Genomic DNA, 17,687 nt, shown 5'->3' on the forward strand with positions numbered 1-17,687 from the left:
GTTGCGCAGCGGCACCTCTTCCTCGGCCAGGCGACGCATGATTTCGGCGATGCGGGCCAGGGGCAGGGCGCGGGCGACCTCCTTGACCACCTCGGGATAGCTCTCGCCCGCGCGGTTCAGCAAGATCGAGGCCTCCTGAATGCCGATGAACATCCCCGCGTTGCGGCGCAGCAGGCCGCGCACGCCGGCCAGGGTCGCCTCCAGCGCGTCCTCGGCCGGGCCGGGATCGCCCGCGCCCAGGGGCGCCTCGAACGCCATCAACCGCCAGCGGTCCGCCGCCTCGGCCGGGCCGTAGCGCACCGTCACGCGCGGCAGGGCCACGCCCAGCGACGCCTCGAACTCGTCCAGCAGGGTCTCCAGGGCGGCGGTCAGGCGCTCGGGATCGGTCGCGCGCAGGGCGCGGCCGTCGATCTCCAGCAGCAGAGGCGTCATGGCGGCGCCTTCGGTCGGCCGTGTCTGGGTCGAGGCGATCGGCCCTTCGGTCTCTGCGGACGAGCGGCCGGTCAGNNGCCCTCATCTTGCGCCCGGCCGACTTGCGCCAGCGCGGCTCGATCATGATGGAGGCGGTCATGGCCGCCGCGCCCAGCAGCAGGAAGACCACGGTCGGAAAGCCTGGCACCAGGGCCAGAAGCCAGCACATACCGCCCGCGACCAGGAAGACCTTGGGCTGGGCCGACAGTTGGCGGTGCATCGAGGCGCCCAGGTGGGCGTCGGTCTCGGAATCGCCGCCGCGCGTCACCAGCAGGCCCGCCGACATGGCCGCCAGCAGGGCCGGGATCTGCATCACCATGCCGTCGCCGATGGTCAGGATGGAGTATTTCTGGACCGCCGCGCCGAAATCCATGCCGTTCTGCAGCATGCCCACGGCCAGGCCGCCCAGCAGGTTGATCACCACGATGATGATCCCGGCGATGGCGTCGCCCTTCACGAACTTCATCGCGCCGTCGAGATTGCCGTTCAGCTTGCTCTCCATCTCGAGCAGGCGGCGGCGGCGCTTGGCCTCGTCCTTGTCGATCAGGCCCGAGCGCAGGTCGGAATCGATCGACAGTTGCTTGCCTGGCATGGCGTCCAGGCTGAAGCGGGCGGCGACCTCGGCCACCCGTTCGGCGCCCTTGGCGATGACGATGAACTGCACGACGGTGATGATCAGGAAGACCACCAGGCCGACGACCAGATTGCCGCCCGCCACCATGTTGCCGAAGGTGTTGATGATCGCCCCGGCGTGGCCTTCCAGCAGGATCATCCGCGTCGTCGCGATCGACAGCGCCAGCCGGAACAGGGTCGTGATCAGCAGCAGGCTGGGGAAGACCGAGATGTCGACGATCGAGGCGATGTAGATCGACACCAGCAGCATCACCACGCCCGCGCTGATGTTGATCGCCACCAGGGCGTCGATCGCCAGCGACGGCAGGGGCATGATCATCATGGCGATGATCGCCGCCACACCCGCCACCAGGAACAGGTCCGAATAGCGGCCGACGCCTCCGCCGTTGTGGCGCAGGCCCAGCAGTTTCAGCGGGCTGGCGAAGGACATGGACGCGCCTTGTGGCTGCCGGCGGATCAGGCCGAACGGGAGATCGGTGAGAACTATCGGAAGGAGGAACGGCGGGCGGTGAGGAGCTGGTCGTAGCGAGCCATGACCTTGCGTACGTAGTCCTGGGTCTCGCGGTAGGGCGGGATGTTGCGGCCGTAACGCTGCACGGCGCCTTCGCCGGCGTTGTAGGCGGCCAGCACCAGACGCAGGTCGTTGCCGAACATGCCCTGAAGCGTCTTCAGGTAGCGCGAGGCGGCGCGAATGTTGGTTTCCGGCTCGTGCAGCCGCATCTCGTCGGCGACGCCGAAGCGGCGGCCGGTGGCGGGCATCACCTGCATCAGGCCGCGCGCGCCGACGGGCGAGCGGGCGTTGGGATTATCGGCGGATTCCACGCTGATGATCGCCTGTAGCAGGGCAGGATCGATGTCGTGCTCGCGCGCCGCTGCTGCGATCAGATCGCCGTGCGGCGGCCTGCTGCGGTCTGGTCCCGAGCCGGTCGTGGAACTTCGCGGTTTGTAAAAAACAACGGTTTCCGAGGAACCGATCACCTCGGTCGGCGACTCATTGTCGTAGATCAGCAGTTGCTGTGCCGCCCGCGCCTCTCGCTGAGCGTGTGCCGAGCAAGACCCTGATCCGAGCGCTCCGCTTCCCAGCGCCAGGGAAAACCGGCTGACGGAAGCGGCTGAAGCGACCAGCTGCGACGAGGTGGAGCTACAGTCTTCCGCAATTGCGGAGTGATTCCATGCAGTAATTATAAGTATTACTGTGCCTGTTGCCGAGCAAAATTGTCTCACTTCGTATTTCGCCCGAAGCTATGTGAATTTCGATCTTGTGTGACAGCGATATTATTGCTCATGAATGTTGTCAACGAGATCGGGAATGAAAATTTTTGCCAGTAGGGTTAACCCTAGCTTGTTTTTATTCTGAAGTTGTCAGGGTGCGGAGAAGGAATAAGCTTGACCATAAGCTGTGCTGTTTCTGTATTCGGCACAGCTTGTTCCTGATGTTTTTCATACCTGTTCGATGAGGCGGAGCGCGCGTGGCGGAGAAGAACGACGGCGGCGACAAGACAGAGCGGCCGACACCGAAACGGCTTCAGGACGCGCGCAAGAAAGGCGACGTCGCCAAGAGCAAGGACGTCGGCTCCACCGCCGTGCTGCTGGCCTGGCTGCTGGTCGGCCTGATGCTGGCGGGGGCGGTGTTCGAGAATTTCGCGGCCCTGTTCGACGACGTGTTCCGCGTGATGGATCAGCCGTTCGGCGACGCCTTCGAGCAGGTCGCGTGGTCGGCGGCGCGGCGGTTCGTCTATCTGACGGCGCTGCTGCTGTTGCCGGTGGCCCTGTTCGCGTCGCTGATGGAGTTCCTGCAGACCGGGCCGGTCTTCACGCTGGAGAAGATGACGCCCAAGCTGGACCACCTGAACCCCGGCGAGGGGCTGAAGCGGATGTTCAACACCGACAACCTGTTCGAGGTGGCGAAGTCGCTGGTGAAAACGGCTCTGCTGCTGGGGCTGGCGGCGCTGATCCTGTTCGGCCAGTTCGACCGCATCCTGCGCCTGCCCGCCGCCCAGCCGGGAGAGGTGCTGGGCGCGTTCGGCGCAGCGGGCTTCCACCTGCTGGGTTGGACCCTGGTGGTCTTCGTCTTCGTCGCCATCCTGGATTCGGCCTATCAGCGCTTCAGCTTCATGAAGCGGCTGCGGATGAGCCGCCGCGACATCCGTCAGGAAGCCAAGGACATGGAGGGCGATCCCACGGTCAAGGCGCGGCGCCGCGAACTGGCCCAGGAGTGGGCCCAGTCCAGCGCCGTCGGGTCCGTGCGCGGGGCCGCCGCCCTGGTGGTCAATCCGACCCACATCGCCGTGTCCCTGGCCTATGATCCCGGCGAGCACGTGGTGCCGGTGGTGGCGGGCAAGGGCGACGGCCTGATCGCACGCGCCATGCGCGGCATGGCCGAGCGCGAAGGGGTGCCGATCATCCGCAACGTCCCTTTGGCCCGCGCCCTGCACGAACAGGTGCCGGTCGAGGCCGTGGTGCCTGAGGATATGTTCGCCGCGGTCGCCGAAGTGATCCTGACGGCGCGCCGCCTGCGCGACGAGGTTGCGCGAGGCGAGACGCTTGAACCGGTTGATCTGACAGCGGAAGGCGAAGGCCGAGGCGACGTTGCCGTGCCCGAAGACGCATCCGCCCGCCGCGCCCCGCTCTTTCCCGCCATGCCGGACGACGGCGTGGCTTCCCCCTCGGAGACGCAATGACGCCGTTCGCCCTGCTGATGGACTTCCTGACCGTTTTGGTCGCCCTTGCCCTGGTGCTGGGCCTGGCCTTCTTCTCCATCCGTATGCTGAAGAAGGTCCAAAGCGGCGCGCCCAGCGGCGACGACATCCGCTTCATCCGCTCGCTGCCGCTGGGAACGCGCGAGCGGGCGACGGTGGTGGTCTGGCGCGACGAGGTGCTGCTGCTGGGCGTCACGGCGGGCGGGATCACCGTCCTGGACCGGCGCGCCCGCACGCCCGAAGAAATCGCCGAGGACGCGGCTCGTGCCGAGGCTGCGCGCGCTCAGACGGCGGCTGTCTCCGCTCGCGTCCCGCCGCGCCTGCGCCGTTGGCTAGGGAAGTCCCTAGCTGGGGAACGGCCTGACTACCGAGGATAGGGGACGGGTGGTTTCGTGAGGTCGTCGGGTTTCCGGGCGAGGCGCCTGGCCGGCGAACCGGAAACGCACACTTATTCGGAGATAGATCATGTTCGGCATCGGCGGCGGCGGCTTCAACATCGGCAGCCTAGTCAGCACGGCGGCCCTGGCGGTCGCCACGGGTGGCACTTCACTGGCGGTTTCAGTGGCTCTGAAGAGCCTGATGACGCAGATCGGCAGTGCGGTGATCCAGCAGGTCGGTCAGCAACTGGGCCTGCCTCAAGCGGTGATCGATGTCGCGCAGGGCGCCTTCCATGCGGCGACGGGGGATTTTGCTGGCGCGGCCAGCAACCTGTCCGAAGCTTCGGAACAATTGGCCTCGGCCGTGGGCGGCGGCGCCTTTGAAGCCGGTGAGATCGAGCGTCAGGCCAATGACGTTGTGCGCCAGTTGACGGAAAACACGCTGAAGAAGGCGCGTGAGGGAGAGGGCGGCGCCGAGAGCGGCGGCGCCGAAGGCAAGAAGAGCTTCCTCGTTCGTCTGGCTGAAGCCTTGGGCAAGATCGTCGACTCCAAGATGGAGCGCGCCATCGAACTGGGCGAGAAGATCGACAAGGCTCAGGACAGCAAGAAGCCCAAAGTGGCCTCGCTCAGCGCCGAGATGCAGGCTGTCGGTCAGGAGATCGGCTTCATCACTCAGGCGCTCAATACGGTCATCAAGTCGATCGGTGAATCGGTCTCTACCTTGGCCCGTAAGCAGGGGTAAGGCGAAAGAAAAGACTGTGGGGCGACGAGGAAACTCGTCGCCCTTGTCTGCGTTTATGTCGGATGTAAATCGGAGATGGATATGAAATCGCGCCTGGTGTTGGTTCGTAAAGCCATTGTGCTCGGTGGCGTGATCGCATTGCTTTCGGGAGCTACATCCCAAGCGCAGGACTATATGCCGTCGTTCAGCAACGGCAATCTGTCGGCCGATATCGCCAACACCATCATGAATAACACTCTGATGGAAGCGCAGATGGGCATCAACCGGGAGCGCAGCGAAAGGGTTGCGCCGAGTGATCCCGTTATGAGCGCTCGCACGTCTCGGGCGGGCGCCTATGCCACGACCTATCAGGCTTCGGCTGCTGTCACTGAGCGCGTCAAACGCCAGTTCGCGGACTTCGTGCGTTCGACGGGCGGTGACGGGGCCGGGATCGCTGCTGCGATGAACGATCAGGATTTCTTCGCTCGCTGGGGCGGGCACGTGTCCCAGTATGGTCTGCGCCGGGGCGATGTAGCGGACGCCATGACGGCCTATTGGGTGTTGAACTGGCAGATAGCCAACGACGTTCGTTCGGTGGATCGCTCGCAGGTTCAGGCCGTCAAGGCGCAGGTGCGCCAGAACATGACCAGCAACACCCAGTTCGGCGCTCTGAACAATGCGCAGAAGCAAGAGATGGCCGAAGCGTTGATCCTGAATTTCATCGCCCAGAGCGTCGCCTATGAAGACGCCATGCGGGCCAATGACGCGACGATGCAGCGTCGTTTGCAGAACGCGGCGAGGACGCGGTTCCGTAATGAGATGAACGTGGATCTGCGCCAATTGCGTTTGGGCGGCAGCGGGTTCACGGCCGCCTCTTGAAAGGGGCAGGGCGACAGCCCGAAGGCCAATCCCGCGTCTGAAGTTTCGCATGATCCGTCGTCTTCGGGCCTTCTTGCCTATGGGGCGACCGGATTGGCGACAGGAGCTTTGTTCGTTGCGGCGGTCTGGGCCGTGATGCGTCGACGACGCCAGGGTTAGGATACTTGCTATGAAGTATTTGGCGGTCATGGCGGTGATGGCTTGTGCGGCGGCAAGCGCGCCGATGGCTCGCGCCCAGGACTACGCCTTCCAGGGCTTTGCGACGGCGGACGCAATGAACCAGATGCACGCCGCCGTGCGTGACAATATGACGGAGCCGTCCTCTGAGCCTCGACCGCCTGAGCGCAGCCGTGTCGCGGCGGCTACGACCTATCGCTCGACAGCGGCTGTATCGACGCGCGTTCAGTCTCAGTTTGCTGACTTCATCGAACGAACTTCCGGTCGCGAAGCCGCTGAACGGACGCGTTCGGCTTTTCAGAGCGGCGATCCGATCGCCAGCTGGGCAGGCATCGTGCGGGAGGACGGTCTGCGCACTGGTGATCTGGCCGACGCCATGGCGGCCTATTGGATTCTCAATTGGATCATGGCCAATCAGGGCGACAACAATCGGACCCAGGCGCTGGCTGTTCGCGATCAGGTGCGTGGCGTCATTGGCGGATCGCCCGCCGTGGCGCGACTGGGCGATGCCGGGCGCCAGGAGATGGCCGAGGTGCTGATGCTGAACTTCCTGGTGCAGCAGGCGACCTATGTGGATGCGATGCAGCGGGGCGATCAGGCGATGATGCGGCGTCTGGGCGATGCGGCTGTTACGCGGTTCCGCAACGAAATGGGCGTTGATCTGCGTCGACTGCAGTTGACCGACGCGGGCCTGGTGTCCGCCTCTTGAAAGGGGCAGGGCGAGAGCCCGGAGGCCAATCCTTCAACTGAACCGCCAGCGACGCCTATGGGCGCGCGGGTTTTCGGCGTCGCGGGTTTGGCGGGCGCCGGTCTGATCGCTTTGGCGTTTTGGGCCATGGGACGGCGGCGAGGTCGACAATAACATGAGCGAACTCTCCTAGGCGTCGGTCGACGTGAACTGATCGGCCTTGATGTTTCGCGCGCATCCCGGCAGCATCGTATACGATTCAAGGTCGGGAGAGCGATGTGAGCGTGTTTGAGGCCCAGGAGACGGTCGCCCTGTCGATGGACGAGGTGTTCGCTCTGTCGCGGCGGGTGCTGACGGGGGCGGGGCTGTCGATCGCGCACGCCGAGGCGGTGGCTCGCGTCATCACGGCGGGTGAGCGGGACGAGTGCGCCTCGCATGGGCTTTACCGACTGCCGGGCTGCGTCATGACGATCCGGTCGGGCAAGCTGTCGCTGGATGCGGAGCCTGTGGTCGAGGATGTGTCGCCTGCGCTGGTGCGGGCTGACGCGCGTCATGCCTATTCGCTGCTGGCGTTCGAGCGGGCGGCGCCGCTGCTGGCGCAGAAGGCCAAGGGCGTCGGGGTGGCGGCGCTGGTCATCAACAACTGCTTCCATTTCTCCGCTCTGTGGCCCGAGATCGAGCAGTTGACGGAAATGGGCGTGGCGGCGCTGGCCATGACCCCCAGCCATTCATGGGTGGCGCCGGCGGGCGGTAAAAAGGGGCTGCTGGGCACCAATCCGATCGCCTTCGGCTGGCCGCGTCCGGGGCCGTATCCATACGTCTTCGACTTTGCCACCAGCGCCATCGCGCGCGGGGATATGGCGCTGCACGACATCGCCGGAAAGCCGATCCCCGAGGGCTGGGGCGTGGACGCCGAGGGGCGGCCGACGACGAATGCGCGCGCGGCGCTGGACGGGGCCATGCTGACCTTCGGCGGGCACAAGGGCTCGGCCCTGTCGACCATGATCGAGCTGATGGCGGGGCCGTTGATCGGCGATCTGACCAGCCGCGAGTCGATGGCCTTTGACGACGGCGCCAAGGCGGCGCCCATGCACGGCGAGCTGATCCTGGCCTTTGATCCGGCCATCATGGGCGGGGGCGACGCCGAGGCGAACGCCGCACGGGCCGAGGCCCTGTTCGCCGCCTTCGCGGATCAGGGCGCGCGACTGCCGTCGCAACGCCGCTACGAAGCCCGCGCCCGCAGCCTGGCGCACGGCGTGCGCACGCCCAAGGTGCTTTACGATCAGATTCTGGCGTTGGGCTTCTGAGCCCTTCGTCAGCCTCCTTCCCGCAGTGAGAAACGCCCCATGACCGCCACCATCGAACTGAGCCACTGGATCAACGGCGAGCGCCGGGGGGCGGGAACGGTTGAGAGCCTGAACCCGTCCGACACGCGCGAGGTGGTGGCCCTGGCCCCTGCAGGCGGGGCGGCCGAGGTCGATGATGCGGTGGCGGCGGCTTCGGCGGCCTTCGACGGCTGGGCGGGCGCCTCGCCCGAGGTGCGCTCGGACGTGCTGGACCGGGCCGGGACGCTGCTGATGGAGCGGCGCGAGGCGGTCGGCCGCCTGCTGTCGCGCGAAGAGGGCAAGACCCTTGCCGAGGGCATCGGCGAGACGGCGCGCGCCGCCCGCATCCTGAAGTTCTTCGCCGGCGAGGCCCTGCGCCTGCACGGCCAGAACCTGTCCTCGACCCGGCCGGGGGTGGAGGTGCAGACCTATCGCCAGCCGGTCGGGGTGTTCGGGCTGATCACCCCGTGGAACTTCCCCATCGCCATTCCGGCGTGGAAGGCGGCGCCCGCGCTGGCTTTCGGCAATACGGTGGTGATCAAGCCCGCCAGCCATACGCCCGCGACAGCCGAGGCCCTGGTCGCGATCCTGCATGAGGCGGGTCTGCCCAAGGGCGTGCTGAATATGGTCATCGGCGGCGGCCGGGTGGGGCAGGCCATCGTCGACCACAAGGATGTGGCGGGCGTCAGCTTCACCGGCTCGCAAGGGGTCGGCGCGGGCGTCGCCGCCGGGGCCGCCGCGCGTCAGGCGCGGGTGCAACTGGAGATGGGCGGCAAGAACCCGCTGATCGTGCTGGACGACGCCGATCTGGACCGGGCGGTGAACATCGCGCTGGACGGCAGCTTCTTCGCCACGGGGCAGCGCTGCACGGCCTCCAGCCGTCTGATCGTGCAGGATGGAATCCACGACCGCTTCGTGGCGGCGCTGGCCGAGAAGGTCGCCGCCCTGCGCGTCGGCAACGCCCTTGATCCCGACACCCAGGTCGGCCCGGCAGTCAGCGAGGCGCAGCGCGAGACCTCCTATCGCTACATCGACATCGCTGCGTCCGAGGGCGGGCGCGTCGTCACCGGCGGGGGCCGCCTGAACCGCGAGGCGCCTGGCTGGTATGTCGAGCCGACCCTGATCGCCGACACCGACCCGGCGATGCGCATCAACAATGAAGAGGTGTTCGGCCCGGTCGCCTCGACCATCCGGGTCAAGGACTATGAAGAGGCGCTGGCCGTCGCCAACGGCGTCGAGTTCGGCCTGTCGGCGGGCATCGTCACCCAGTCGCTGAAGCATGCGCGCGACTTCCAACGCCGCGCCAAGGCGGGCATGACCATGGTCAATCTGGCCACCGCCGGGGTCGACTATCACGTGCCGTTCGGCGGCACGAAGGCCTCGTCCTACGGCCCGCGCGAGCAGGGCTTTGCGGCGGCCGATTTCTTCACCCTGACCAAGACCAGTTACAGCGCCGGATAGGCGAACTTCGCTTGACATTGCATACAATCATATATCGTATACGATAATAATATCGCTTTAGGAGGAGTGGCTTATGGCTGGGGCGAAGTTGGACTGGAGCGGGGTGATCCCGGCGGCGACCACGCAATTCGATGAGGGCCTGGCGGTCGATCTAAACGCCACCCAGACGGTGCTGGACGGCCTGATCAAGGACGGCGTCGACGCCATCATCGTTATGGGCACGGTCGGCGAGAACAACTCGCTTGAGCCTGAAGAAAAGCGCGCCGTGCTGAAGGCGGCGGTCGAGGTCGCCGACGGCCGCGTGCCGATCATCACCGGGGTCAGCGAACTGACCACGGCGCGGGCCGAACGCTACGCCAAGGACGCCGAGGATATCGGCGTGGACGCCCTGATGGTGTTGCCCGCCATGGTCTATGTGCCGACGCAGGCGGAGCTGGAGGCTCACTTCCGCGCCGTGGCGGCGGCCAGCGGCCTGCCCAACATGCTCTACAACAACCCGCTGATGTATCGGCAGACGCTGAACAACGACGACCTGCGTCGTCTGTCGGATGTGCCGAACATCGTGGCCCTGAAGGAAAGCGCCCCGGACTCGCGACGCATCACTGACATCTTCAACGAACTGGGCGACCGTTACGCGGTTATGGTCGGTCTGGACGATGTGGCGTTGGAGGGCATGATCCTGGGCGCCAAGGGCTGGGTGTCGGGCCTGACCAATGCCTTCCCCGAAGAGTCCGTGGCCCTGGTCAAGGCGGTGAAGGACGGCGACATCGCCCGCGCGCTGGAGATCTATCGCTGGTTCATGCCGTTGCTCCACCTGGATTCGGTTTCGGATCTGGTTCAGTCGATCAAGCTGTCCGAAATGATCATGGGCCGGGGCAGCGAGCGGGTCCGTATGCCGCGTATGCCGCTGGCGGGCGCGCGCCGGGCCGAGGTCATCGCCATGGTCGAGAAGGCGGCGGAAACGCGCCCGATCGGCTCGGGCAAGGCCGTGAAGATCGTCTGATCGGGATACTGAATGCGCGACGTCTTCTTCTGCATTGACGGTCATACCGCCGGCAACCCGGTTCGCCTGGTCGCCGGCGGCGCGCCCCTGTTGTCAGGGGCGAGCATGGCCGAGCGGCGGCTGGATTTCCTCAGCCGCTACGACTGGATCCGCACCTCGCTGTGCTTCGAGCCTCGCGGCCACGACATGATGAGCGGCGGCTTCCTGTATCCGCCGACCCTGCCGGATGCGGACGCGGGCATTCTCTTCATCGAGACCAGCGGCTGCCTGCCCATGTGCGGCCACGGGACCATCGGCATGATCACCTTCGGCATTGAGCATGGCCTGATCCGGCCGCGCACGCCGGGGCGGCTGAAGGTCGAGGTTCCGGCGGGCGTTCTCGACATCGCCTATGAGACCGAGGGGGACCGCGTGACCTCGGTGCGCATCCGCAACGTCCCGGCCTATCTGGCGGCGGAAGGGATCGAGATCGAGGTTCCGGGCCTCGGCCCGCTGAGCGTCGATGTCTCCTACGGCGGCAACTACTACGCCATCGTCGAGCCGCAGGGCGCCTACACCGCGCTGGATGATCTGGGCGCCAGCCGCATCATCGAACTGAGCGGTCTGGTGCGCGAACGGGTGCGGGCGGCCCTCCACCCTGTCCACCCGGACGAGCCTTCGATCAACGGCGTCAGCCATGTCCTGTGGGCCGACAGGCCGAAGGGGCAGGGCGCCGACGGCCGCAACGCCGTCTTCTATGGCGACAAGGCTATCGACCGCAGTCCGTGCGGCACCGGCACCTCGGCGCGGCTGGCCCATCTGCACGCCAAGGGGCGGCTGAAGGTCGGCGACGCCTTCGTCCACGAAAGCTATATCGGCAGCCGCTTCATCGGCCGGGTCGAGGCGGAGACGACGGTGGGCGATCACAAGGCGATCGTGCCTTCGATCGAGGGATCGGCGATCGCCACGGGCTTCAACACCATCTGGGTGGATCGACGCGATCCCTTCTGGGCCGGCTTCCAGGTGGTGTGACGTATTCCACATCGTAATTGCGGACTTTGCGGGTTATGGCTGGGCTGGGCGACCGGCCCAGCCTTTTCCATTTGATGAACCGCATGGCCGCAGCCCCGCTTGAAGTCCGCACCCTGTCCGACCGCCTGACGGAGGTGGTGCGCGACATGATCCTGTCCGGCGCGATCGCGCCTGAGGTGCCGATCCGACAGGATTCGCTGGCGGCTGATCTGAATGTTTCCAAGATTCCCCTGCGCGAAGCCCTGGTGCGGCTGGAGCAGGACGGTCTGGTGGTGTCGCACGCCAACCGGGGCTTCTTCGTGCGCGGCATGAGCGCGGCCGAGGCCGAGGAAATCTATGAACTGCGCTTACAACTGGAGCCGGAAGCGGCGGCCCAGGCCTGCCTCATCGCGGACGACGCCCAGCGCGCCACGGCTCAGCGCGTGCTGGCCGAACTGGATGCTGCGGCGGCCGCTCATCTGCCTAGCGTCGGGCCGTTGAACCGCGCCTTCCACATGGCCCTGGTGCAGCCGGGCCAGCGAGTGTTGACGGCCGAGATCACCGCCCGCCTGCACGTCATGGCGGACCGCTACGTCCGCAAGCACCTGGAGCACAAGGGCCGCCACCTGACGGCCGAGGCCGAACACCGCGAAATCCTGCGGGCGTGGCTGGATCGGGACGCCGACGCCGTGCGTCGCCTGGCGAACGCGCACCTTGCGCACACCTTGCGTGACCTGCGCGAGGAGTTCGAGCTCGAAGCGGCTGAGGCGGAACGCAAGGCGTCCTGACCGAGGGGCTCAGCTCTCCTTGATGTCTGCGGGGGCGGCGACGGGCTGCGCTGATTTCAGGGCGGTCGTCAGCAGGCTGGCGGCGGCGTAGAGGACCACCACCACCACGCCCCAGCGCAGCACTGTCAGCGGCAGGGAGGTGATGACGAAGGCGGCCAGCAGCACAGCCGGTATCCCGCCGATCGCCATGCCCAGCACCAGCCGCAGGTCGATGCGCTCGCTCTTGATGAAGCGCAGGCTCGACACAGGCATCAGGAAGGCGCAGGCGCCCATCATGATGGGAAAGGCCGCCGTCGGGTTCATTCCCATGAGACTGAGCATGATCAGGGACGGCGCATAGAGGCCGATGCCGAAGCTCATCAGCGCGCCCATGACCAGGTGGGCGAGGACGGCGACGATGAACAGGTTTCCCTCTAGCGACACCGCCTCGCCGCCTGCGGGCATCAGGTTCAGATTGGTCATGGCGTAGAGGGCGGCGGCGATCAGCAGGGCCGCGCCGACCACCAGTTGCACCGCCCGCACCGGCAGGCGCAGCACGATGGGCGCGCCGATCACGGCCCCCAGGATCGAGGCGCCGATACAGGCGATCAGCAGCACCGGGTCGACCTGGATCAGCTTCATGAAGACCAGACCCTGCATCACCGTGGGCAGGCAGTGACCCGCGTTCAGCACGGCGGGCAGGAAGCTGTCGGGAACCAGCTTGCGGAACCGCAGCCAGGCCGTCGTCGGCGCGAACGATCCGATGCCCAGGGCGTCGAAGAAGTTGGCGACCGCGCCGATGGCCACGCCTTCGGCCTTGGGCCTGAGTTCGCCGCGCGCCCTGGCCGTGCGGACCAGTTGAACGGCGTAATAGGCGGCCAGCAGCGCCAGCGCCGTCAGCAGAACGGCTACGATCATGGTTTCCCTCCCCCGAGGTCTCGCCGCCCTTGCCGGACGGTCTGAGCCGAAGGAAAACACGCCTGTAAATCAGATACAATATACGTTGATTGCTTTCGGCGTTCAGGATTGGTCGAGCGCGCGAGGATCGGCCGCCGCGATGTATTTGGCGGGCGGCTTGCCCATGGCGGCCTTGAACATGGTGATGAAGGCGCTGGCGGACTCATAGCCCAGGTCATAGGCGACGCTCTGGACCGAGGCGCCGGAGGACAGTCGTTGCAAGGCCAGGACGATCTGCAACTGCTGACGCCAGCGGCTGAAATTCATGGCCGTTTCGCGCATGACCAGCCGGGTCAGGGTGCGTTCGCTCATGGCGACGCGGCGCGCCCATTCGCCCACGGTGGATCGGTCGCCGGGGTGCTCGATCAGGGCCTCGGCGATGCGGCGCAGGGCGGGCGAGGCGGGGATGGGCAGGTGCAGGGCCGCGATCTCCGTCCGCCGCAACTCTTCCAGAACGACCTGGGCGATCCGGTCCAGGTGGCCGCCGGGCGCATAGTCGGGCGTGGGCTGTCGGGCGAGATGGCGGATCAGCTCGATCAGCATGGGGCTGAGCGACAGGGTGCAGCAGCGGTCGGGCAGGCCGGGCACGTCCGGCTCGACGAACAGCATGCAGACGCGGCCGTTGGCGGTGACGCGGTTGCTGTGCGGCGTGCCGCCCGGCGCCCAGACGCCGCCGCCGAGGGGCGCCATCCACAGGCCGTCCTGCGTCCGGCACATGACCCCGCCCTGAAGCGCGACGACGAGCTGGGCCTTGCGATGGGTGTGCAGGGGCAGTTCGACGTCATGGGCCGATCCGCCCAGGCTGACGGCGACGGCGGCCTGAGGAAAGGCGTCGGGATCGAAGCTCTGGAAGCAGGCGTGCAGCGAGGTCATGGCGATCTGACCGATTATCAAAACTTCATGTCTGAATATCCGAAGTTCGCCGATTGCTCCATCGCTAGTGTGGGCCGGCCTTCCTCCCCGAGGCGTCTTTCCCTGGCGGCCTGTCATGACTTCGCGTTCTTTCCTGCACCCGTTCTGGGTCGTCGCCGGCGTTCTGCTGGTGGCCAGCACCCTGCGCGGGACGTTCACGGGGGCGGGCCCGCTGCTCGGCGATATCGGCCAGGCGTTCGGCCTGGGGGCGAGCCAGGCGGGTTTCTTGATCACCTTGCCGTTGCTGGCCTTCTTCGTCGTCTCGCCGTTCGCGGCGCGACTGGCCAGGGCGGTGGGCCTGGAGCGGGCGATCTTCCTGGCGCTGGTCGCCATGATCGCGGGCGTCGCGATCCGGTCGGCCGGGCCGTTGTGGGCGCTCTATCTGGGATCGATGACGCTCGGCGCGGGCATCGCCGTCGGCAACACCTTGCTGCCCAGCCTGTTGAAGCGGGACTTTCCCGATCAGATCACCCGGCTGACCACTCTCTACGCCATCACCATGGGCGTGGCTTCGGCCGGGGCGTCGGCCGTGATGGTTCCCCTGGCGCAGGCGTTCGATTGGCGGTTGGCGCTGGCGGCGCTGATCGCCCTGCCGACGGCGGCGGCTCTGGTCTGGGTTCCGCAGTTGCGCCGCCGTTCTACGCCTGCGTCCAAGGCTGCGGCGGGCGTGAGCGGCGTCTCGGTGTGGCGATCCGGCCTGGCGTGGCAGGTGACGCTCTTCTTCGGCGTGAACTCCTTCGTCTACTACGCAGTGGCGGCCTGGCTGCCGTCGATCCTGACGAGCGCAGGAGCGTCGCCCGAGACGGCGGGCGGTCTGCACGGCGTAATGCAACTGGCCACGGCGGCGCCGGGGCTGGTTCTGGCGCCGCTGGTGCGCCGGATGAAGGACCAGCGAGCCTTGGCCGCGGGCTTCGCCTTGTTGGGCCTTGCGTCGCTGACGGGCCTCTATGCTGCGCCAGCGCTGGCGATGATCTGGGTCGCCCTGTTCGGCTTCGCCATCGGCGGCGCCTTCATCCTAGCCCTGGCCTTCATCGGTCTGCGGACCCATTCGGCCGAGCAGACCGCGCAGCTTTCAGGGATGACCCAGTCGGTAGGCTATCTGCTGTCCGCCTGCGGCCCGATCGCGATCGGGGCGCTGCACGACGCGGTCGGCAGCTGGGCTCCGGCTCTGGCCGTGTGCGGCGCCCTGTGCATCCTGATGGTCGGGCTGGGACTGGGCGCCGGGCGGGATCGCCAACTCGCCTAAACGCGGTCAGGGACGGGCGGTGAAGACGCGGTAGCCCTTTTCCTCGGCCGCCGCGATCATCTGGGCGTCGCCGGAGGTGTCGCCATAGGCGGCGGCCAACTGCATGTCCGCGCCATAGGCGGCGCGCAGGCGGTGCATCTTCTCCTCGCCTCGGCAGTTGCCGCCAACGAAGGTTCCCTGCACGCGGTCCTGATCGTCGAAGGCCAGGCGGGTGCCGATCAAGTTCTCGGCCCCGAGCCTGCGGGCGAAGGGGGCGACGGTGGTTTCGGGCGAGGCGGTGACGATGACGCGATGGGCGCCGCGACGGCCCCAGTCTTCCCAGGTCGCCAGCGCATCAGGGCGCATGAAGCGCGGCCAGATCTCGGCGGCGAAGCGTTCGGCCTCAACCTCCAGCGCCTTGCGGTCGGCGTCCATCAGGAACTCGCGCACCGACGCGACCTTGATCCGGCCCCGATCCCGGTCGCCCAGATAGGCGAAGACCGCCGGGATCATCTGCACCAGTCCGGTCAGCCAGCGCACCGGCCCGGCCCGCCATTTCAGAAAGCTGGTGAAGCTGTCGCGAATCGTCAGGGTGCCGTCGAAATCGAAGGCGACGATGAGTTGGCCGGGGGCAGGGGACTGGTGAAAGGCTTTTTCGCTTCCCATGTCAGACATTAGCCGTGATCCCCATATTATCTGTCCTGTCCGTTCCCCGAAGCGCGCTGCGGCGCCGCAACGGGGTTGTGGCGGAACGTGTGATGGGTGATTGTCATTTTTTGAAGACCTTCGATGATAGATTCCTTGGATCGATCGTGAAGGAAGCGCCTTTCGTCCCAATGTCGGGGCGGATCGCGGATAGTGAGAAGGGTCTATGACCAAAGCCGCCGGCACAGACGCCAAAAGCACGCTCTACTGCTCGTTCTGCGGCAAGAGCCAGCACGAAGTCCGCAAACTGATCGCCGGACCGACCGTTTTCATCTGCGATGAATGCGTCGAACTGTGCATGGACATCATCCGCGAAGAGCACAAGATCGCGTTCAAGACCTCCAAGGACGGCGTGCCCACGCCCAAGGAGATCCGCGACGTCCTCGACGATTATGTGATCGGTCAGAGCCACGCCAAGAAGGTGTTGAGCGTCGCCGTCCACAACCACTACAAGCGCCTGAACCACGCGACGAAGAACAACGACGTCGAACTGGCCAAGTCGAACATCATGCTGATCGGGCCGACCGGCTCGGGCAAGACGCTGCTGGCCCAGACGCTGGCGCGCATCATCGACGTGCCGTTCACCATGGCCGACGCCACGACCCTGACCGAAGCCGGTTATGTGGGCGAGGATGTCGAGAACATCATCCTGAAGCTGCTTCAGGCGTCGGACTACAACGTCGAGCGGGCCCAGCGCGGCATCGTCTACATCGACGAAATCGACAAGATCTCGCGCAAGTCGGACAATCCGTCGATCACCCGCGACGTGTCGGGCGAGGGCGTGCAGCAGGCCCTGCTGAAGATCATGGAAGGCACCGTCGCCTCCGTGCCGCCGCAGGGCGGGCGCAAGCATCCGCAGCAGGAGTTCCTGCAGGTCGACACCGCCAACATCCTGTTCATCGTCGGCGGCGCCTTCGCCGGCCTGGAAAAGGTGATCTCGGCGCGCGGCGAGGGGGCCTCGATCGGCTTCGGCGCCAAGGTCAAGGAGATCGACGAGCGTCGCACCGGCGAAATCCTCAAGCAGGTCGAGCCTGACGATTTGATGCGTTTCGGCCTGATCCCCGAGTTCATCGGCCGTCTGCCGGTCCTGGCGACCTTGGAGGATCTGGACGAGGTCGCTCTGATCAAGATCCTGACCGAGCCGAAGAACGCTCTGGTCAAGCAGTACAAGCGCCTGTTCGAGATGGAGAATGTGACGCTGACCTTCACCGACGACGCCCTGTCGGCGGTGGCCAAGAAGGCGATCACCCGCAAGACCGGCGCCCGCGGCCTGCGCTCCATTCTGGAAGGCGTGCTGCTGGAGACCATGTTCGAACTGCCCACCTACGAGGGCGTCGAGGAAGTCGTGGTCAACGCCGAGGTGATCGAGGGCAAGGCCCAGCCGTTGCTGATCTATTCGGAAACCAAGAAGAAGACGGCCGACGGCGCCGCCTGACGCTGAGGCCCGATCCAAGCGAAAAGGGGCGGCTCGCCACGGGCCGCCCCTTCATCGTTTCAGAGACGACCCAGGCGGCCGTCTGAAATCACACGCTTTTTCACGCTTCTGTGGGCCGCCGCCCCGTTACGCTTGAACCGCGTCCAGACAGAACCACATACTCACACGAAAGCCGCTGAAAAATAGCGGGTCGAGTCGAGACGAGGCGGCAGTAACGCCAAGTCGGATCGGGTCGGCGGGTCTGAGATTCACGAAGGCCCCG

Annotated in this window: 17 protein-coding genes and 1 pseudogene; 12 read left to right on the plus strand and 6 right to left on the minus strand. The window is 66.3% G+C overall.

Features of this window, described 5'->3' with window-relative positions; genetic code table 11:
• The 3 genes and pseudogenes from B2Y21_RS15920 to B2Y21_RS01550 form a co-directional block, all read right to left on the minus strand.
• A partial coding sequence (locus B2Y21_RS15920) for an FHIPEP family type III secretion protein (protein WP_414632849.1) occupies window positions 1-432 on the minus strand: 432 nt, incomplete at its 3' end.
• Between the two features lie 157 nt (window positions 433-589).
• Window positions 590-1,534, minus strand: a pseudogene (locus B2Y21_RS15925) (FHIPEP family type III secretion protein); the annotation flags it as partial.
• A 53-nt stretch (window positions 1,535-1,587) separates the two neighbouring features.
• Window positions 1,588-2,328 (minus strand): lytic transglycosylase domain-containing protein, encoded by a 741-nt coding sequence (locus B2Y21_RS01550; RefSeq protein ID WP_349679411.1) that lies wholly within the window; start codon window positions 2,326-2,328, stop codon window positions 1,588-1,590.
• Between the two features lie 245 nt (window positions 2,329-2,573).
• On the opposite strand from B2Y21_RS01550, the gene B2Y21_RS01555 reads away from it, so the two are divergent.
• The 10 genes from B2Y21_RS01555 (at window position 2,574) to B2Y21_RS01600 (ending at window position 12,212) form a co-directional block, all read left to right on the plus strand.
• A complete protein-coding gene (locus tag B2Y21_RS01555; RefSeq protein ID WP_292056292.1) occupies window positions 2,574-3,785 on the plus strand; it encodes an EscU/YscU/HrcU family type III secretion system export apparatus switch protein in 1,212 nt (403 codons plus the stop codon).
• Window positions 3,782-4,180: a flagellar biosynthetic protein FliO gene (locus tag B2Y21_RS01560; RefSeq protein WP_292056294.1), complete on the plus strand. Its 399-nt coding sequence runs from the start codon at window positions 3,782-3,784 to the stop codon at window positions 4,178-4,180. Before B2Y21_RS01555 ends, B2Y21_RS01560 begins: the two co-directional genes overlap by 4 nt.
• 88 nt (window positions 4,181-4,268) lie before the next feature.
• Window positions 4,269-4,922 (plus strand): hypothetical protein, encoded by a 654-nt coding sequence (locus B2Y21_RS01565; protein ID WP_292056295.1) that lies wholly within the window; start codon window positions 4,269-4,271, stop codon window positions 4,920-4,922.
• Window positions 4,923-5,003: 81 nt separating this feature from the next.
• Entirely contained in the window at window positions 5,004-5,780 is a 777-nt protein-coding gene (locus tag B2Y21_RS01570) for a DUF6683 family protein (RefSeq protein WP_292056297.1), read from the plus strand.
• A 169-nt stretch (window positions 5,781-5,949) separates the two neighbouring features.
• Window positions 5,950-6,666 carry a DUF6683 family protein gene (locus B2Y21_RS01575; RefSeq protein WP_292056299.1) on the plus strand — a complete coding sequence of 239 codons (717 nt, stop codon included), beginning with the start codon at window positions 5,950-5,952 and terminating at the stop codon, window positions 6,664-6,666.
• A gap of 257 nt (window positions 6,667-6,923) precedes the next feature.
• Window positions 6,924-7,952, plus strand: coding sequence for an Ldh family oxidoreductase (locus B2Y21_RS01580; RefSeq protein WP_292056301.1), 1,029 nt, complete (start codon window positions 6,924-6,926; stop codon window positions 7,950-7,952).
• Between the two features lie 39 nt (window positions 7,953-7,991).
• A complete protein-coding gene (locus tag B2Y21_RS01585) occupies window positions 7,992-9,431 on the plus strand; it encodes an aldehyde dehydrogenase family protein (RefSeq protein ID WP_292056303.1) in 1,440 nt (479 codons plus the stop codon).
• A 73-nt stretch (window positions 9,432-9,504) separates the two neighbouring features.
• A complete protein-coding gene (locus B2Y21_RS01590; protein WP_292056305.1) occupies window positions 9,505-10,434 on the plus strand; it encodes a dihydrodipicolinate synthase family protein in 930 nt (309 codons plus the stop codon).
• 12 nt (window positions 10,435-10,446) lie between these two features.
• Window positions 10,447-11,445 (plus strand): 4-hydroxyproline epimerase, encoded by a 999-nt coding sequence (locus tag B2Y21_RS01595; RefSeq protein ID WP_292056306.1) that lies wholly within the window; start codon window positions 10,447-10,449, stop codon window positions 11,443-11,445.
• Between the two features lie 83 nt (window positions 11,446-11,528).
• Window positions 11,529-12,212: a GntR family transcriptional regulator gene (locus B2Y21_RS01600; protein WP_292056308.1), complete on the plus strand. Its 684-nt coding sequence runs from the start codon at window positions 11,529-11,531 to the stop codon at window positions 12,210-12,212.
• Window positions 12,213-12,221: 9 nt separating this feature from the next.
• Here B2Y21_RS01600 and B2Y21_RS01605 read toward each other — a convergent pair whose 3' ends face one another.
• Both B2Y21_RS01605 and B2Y21_RS01610 read right to left on the minus strand, forming a co-directional pair.
• The gene (locus B2Y21_RS01605) at window positions 12,222-13,109 is read right to left on the minus strand and encodes a sulfite exporter TauE/SafE family protein (protein WP_292056311.1); all 888 of its coding nucleotides are present in this window, start codon (window positions 13,107-13,109) and stop codon (window positions 12,222-12,224) included.
• Between the two features lie 102 nt (window positions 13,110-13,211).
• Window positions 13,212-14,021, minus strand: coding sequence for an AraC family transcriptional regulator (locus B2Y21_RS01610; RefSeq protein WP_292056314.1), 810 nt, complete (start codon window positions 14,019-14,021; stop codon window positions 13,212-13,214).
• Window positions 14,022-14,136: 115 nt separating this feature from the next.
• Between B2Y21_RS01610 and B2Y21_RS01615 the strand changes: the two genes are divergently transcribed.
• Window positions 14,137-15,306: an MFS transporter gene (locus B2Y21_RS01615; RefSeq protein ID WP_292056316.1), complete on the plus strand. Its 1,170-nt coding sequence runs from the start codon at window positions 14,137-14,139 to the stop codon at window positions 15,304-15,306.
• Between the two features lie 6 nt (window positions 15,307-15,312).
• Here the strand turns inward: B2Y21_RS01615 and B2Y21_RS01620 are convergent, their stop codons facing one another.
• Window positions 15,313-15,960 (minus strand): HAD-IB family hydrolase, encoded by a 648-nt coding sequence (locus tag B2Y21_RS01620; RefSeq protein ID WP_292056319.1) that lies wholly within the window; start codon window positions 15,958-15,960, stop codon window positions 15,313-15,315.
• Between the two features lie 196 nt (window positions 15,961-16,156).
• Here B2Y21_RS01620 and clpX point away from each other — a divergent pair, with 196 nt between their 5' ends.
• On the plus strand, window positions 16,157-17,425 hold the full coding sequence (clpX, locus tag B2Y21_RS01625) for an ATP-dependent Clp protease ATP-binding subunit ClpX (RefSeq protein WP_200167455.1): 1,269 nt from the start codon (window positions 16,157-16,159) through the stop codon (window positions 17,423-17,425).
• Window positions 17,426-17,687: the final 262 nt, after the last annotated feature.

It is taken from the genome of Brevundimonas sp. UBA5936, assembly GCA_002430835.1.
Taxonomy (GTDB): Bacteria; Pseudomonadota; Alphaproteobacteria; order Caulobacterales; family Caulobacteraceae; genus Brevundimonas.

Excerpts from the sequence above, each read along its gene's own strand:
- B2Y21_RS01615 (WP_292056316.1), top strand. The coding sequence starts at position 14,137 with ATGACTTCGCGTTCTTTCCTGCACCCGTTCTGGGTCGTCGCCGGCGTT.
- B2Y21_RS01590 (WP_292056305.1), top strand. The coding sequence starts at position 9,505 with ATGGCTGGGGCGAAGTTGGACTGGAGCGGGGTGATCCCGGCGGCGACC.
- B2Y21_RS01560 (WP_292056294.1), top strand. The coding sequence starts at position 3,782 with ATGACGCCGTTCGCCCTGCTGATGGACTTCCTGACCGTTTTGGTCGCC.
- B2Y21_RS01595 (WP_292056306.1), top strand. The coding sequence starts at position 10,447 with ATGCGCGACGTCTTCTTCTGCATTGACGGTCATACCGCCGGCAACCCG.
- clpX (WP_200167455.1), top strand. The coding sequence starts at position 16,157 with ATGACCAAAGCCGCCGGCACAGACGCCAAAAGCACGCTCTACTGCTCG.
- B2Y21_RS01620 (WP_292056319.1), bottom strand. The coding sequence starts at position 15,960 with ATGTCTGACATGGGAAGCGAAAAAGCCTTTCACCAGTCCCCTGCCCCC.
- B2Y21_RS01570 (WP_292056297.1), top strand. The coding sequence starts at position 5,004 with ATGAAATCGCGCCTGGTGTTGGTTCGTAAAGCCATTGTGCTCGGTGGC.
- B2Y21_RS01585 (WP_292056303.1), top strand. The coding sequence starts at position 7,992 with ATGACCGCCACCATCGAACTGAGCCACTGGATCAACGGCGAGCGCCGG.
- B2Y21_RS01610 (WP_292056314.1), bottom strand. The coding sequence starts at position 14,021 with ATGACCTCGCTGCACGCCTGCTTCCAGAGCTTCGATCCCGACGCCTTT.
- B2Y21_RS01605 (WP_292056311.1), bottom strand. The coding sequence starts at position 13,109 with ATGATCGTAGCCGTTCTGCTGACGGCGCTGGCGCTGCTGGCCGCCTAT.
- B2Y21_RS01565 (WP_292056295.1), top strand. The coding sequence starts at position 4,269 with ATGTTCGGCATCGGCGGCGGCGGCTTCAACATCGGCAGCCTAGTCAGC.
- B2Y21_RS01600 (WP_292056308.1), top strand. The coding sequence starts at position 11,529 with ATGGCCGCAGCCCCGCTTGAAGTCCGCACCCTGTCCGACCGCCTGACG.
- B2Y21_RS01575 (WP_292056299.1), top strand. The coding sequence starts at position 5,950 with ATGAAGTATTTGGCGGTCATGGCGGTGATGGCTTGTGCGGCGGCAAGC.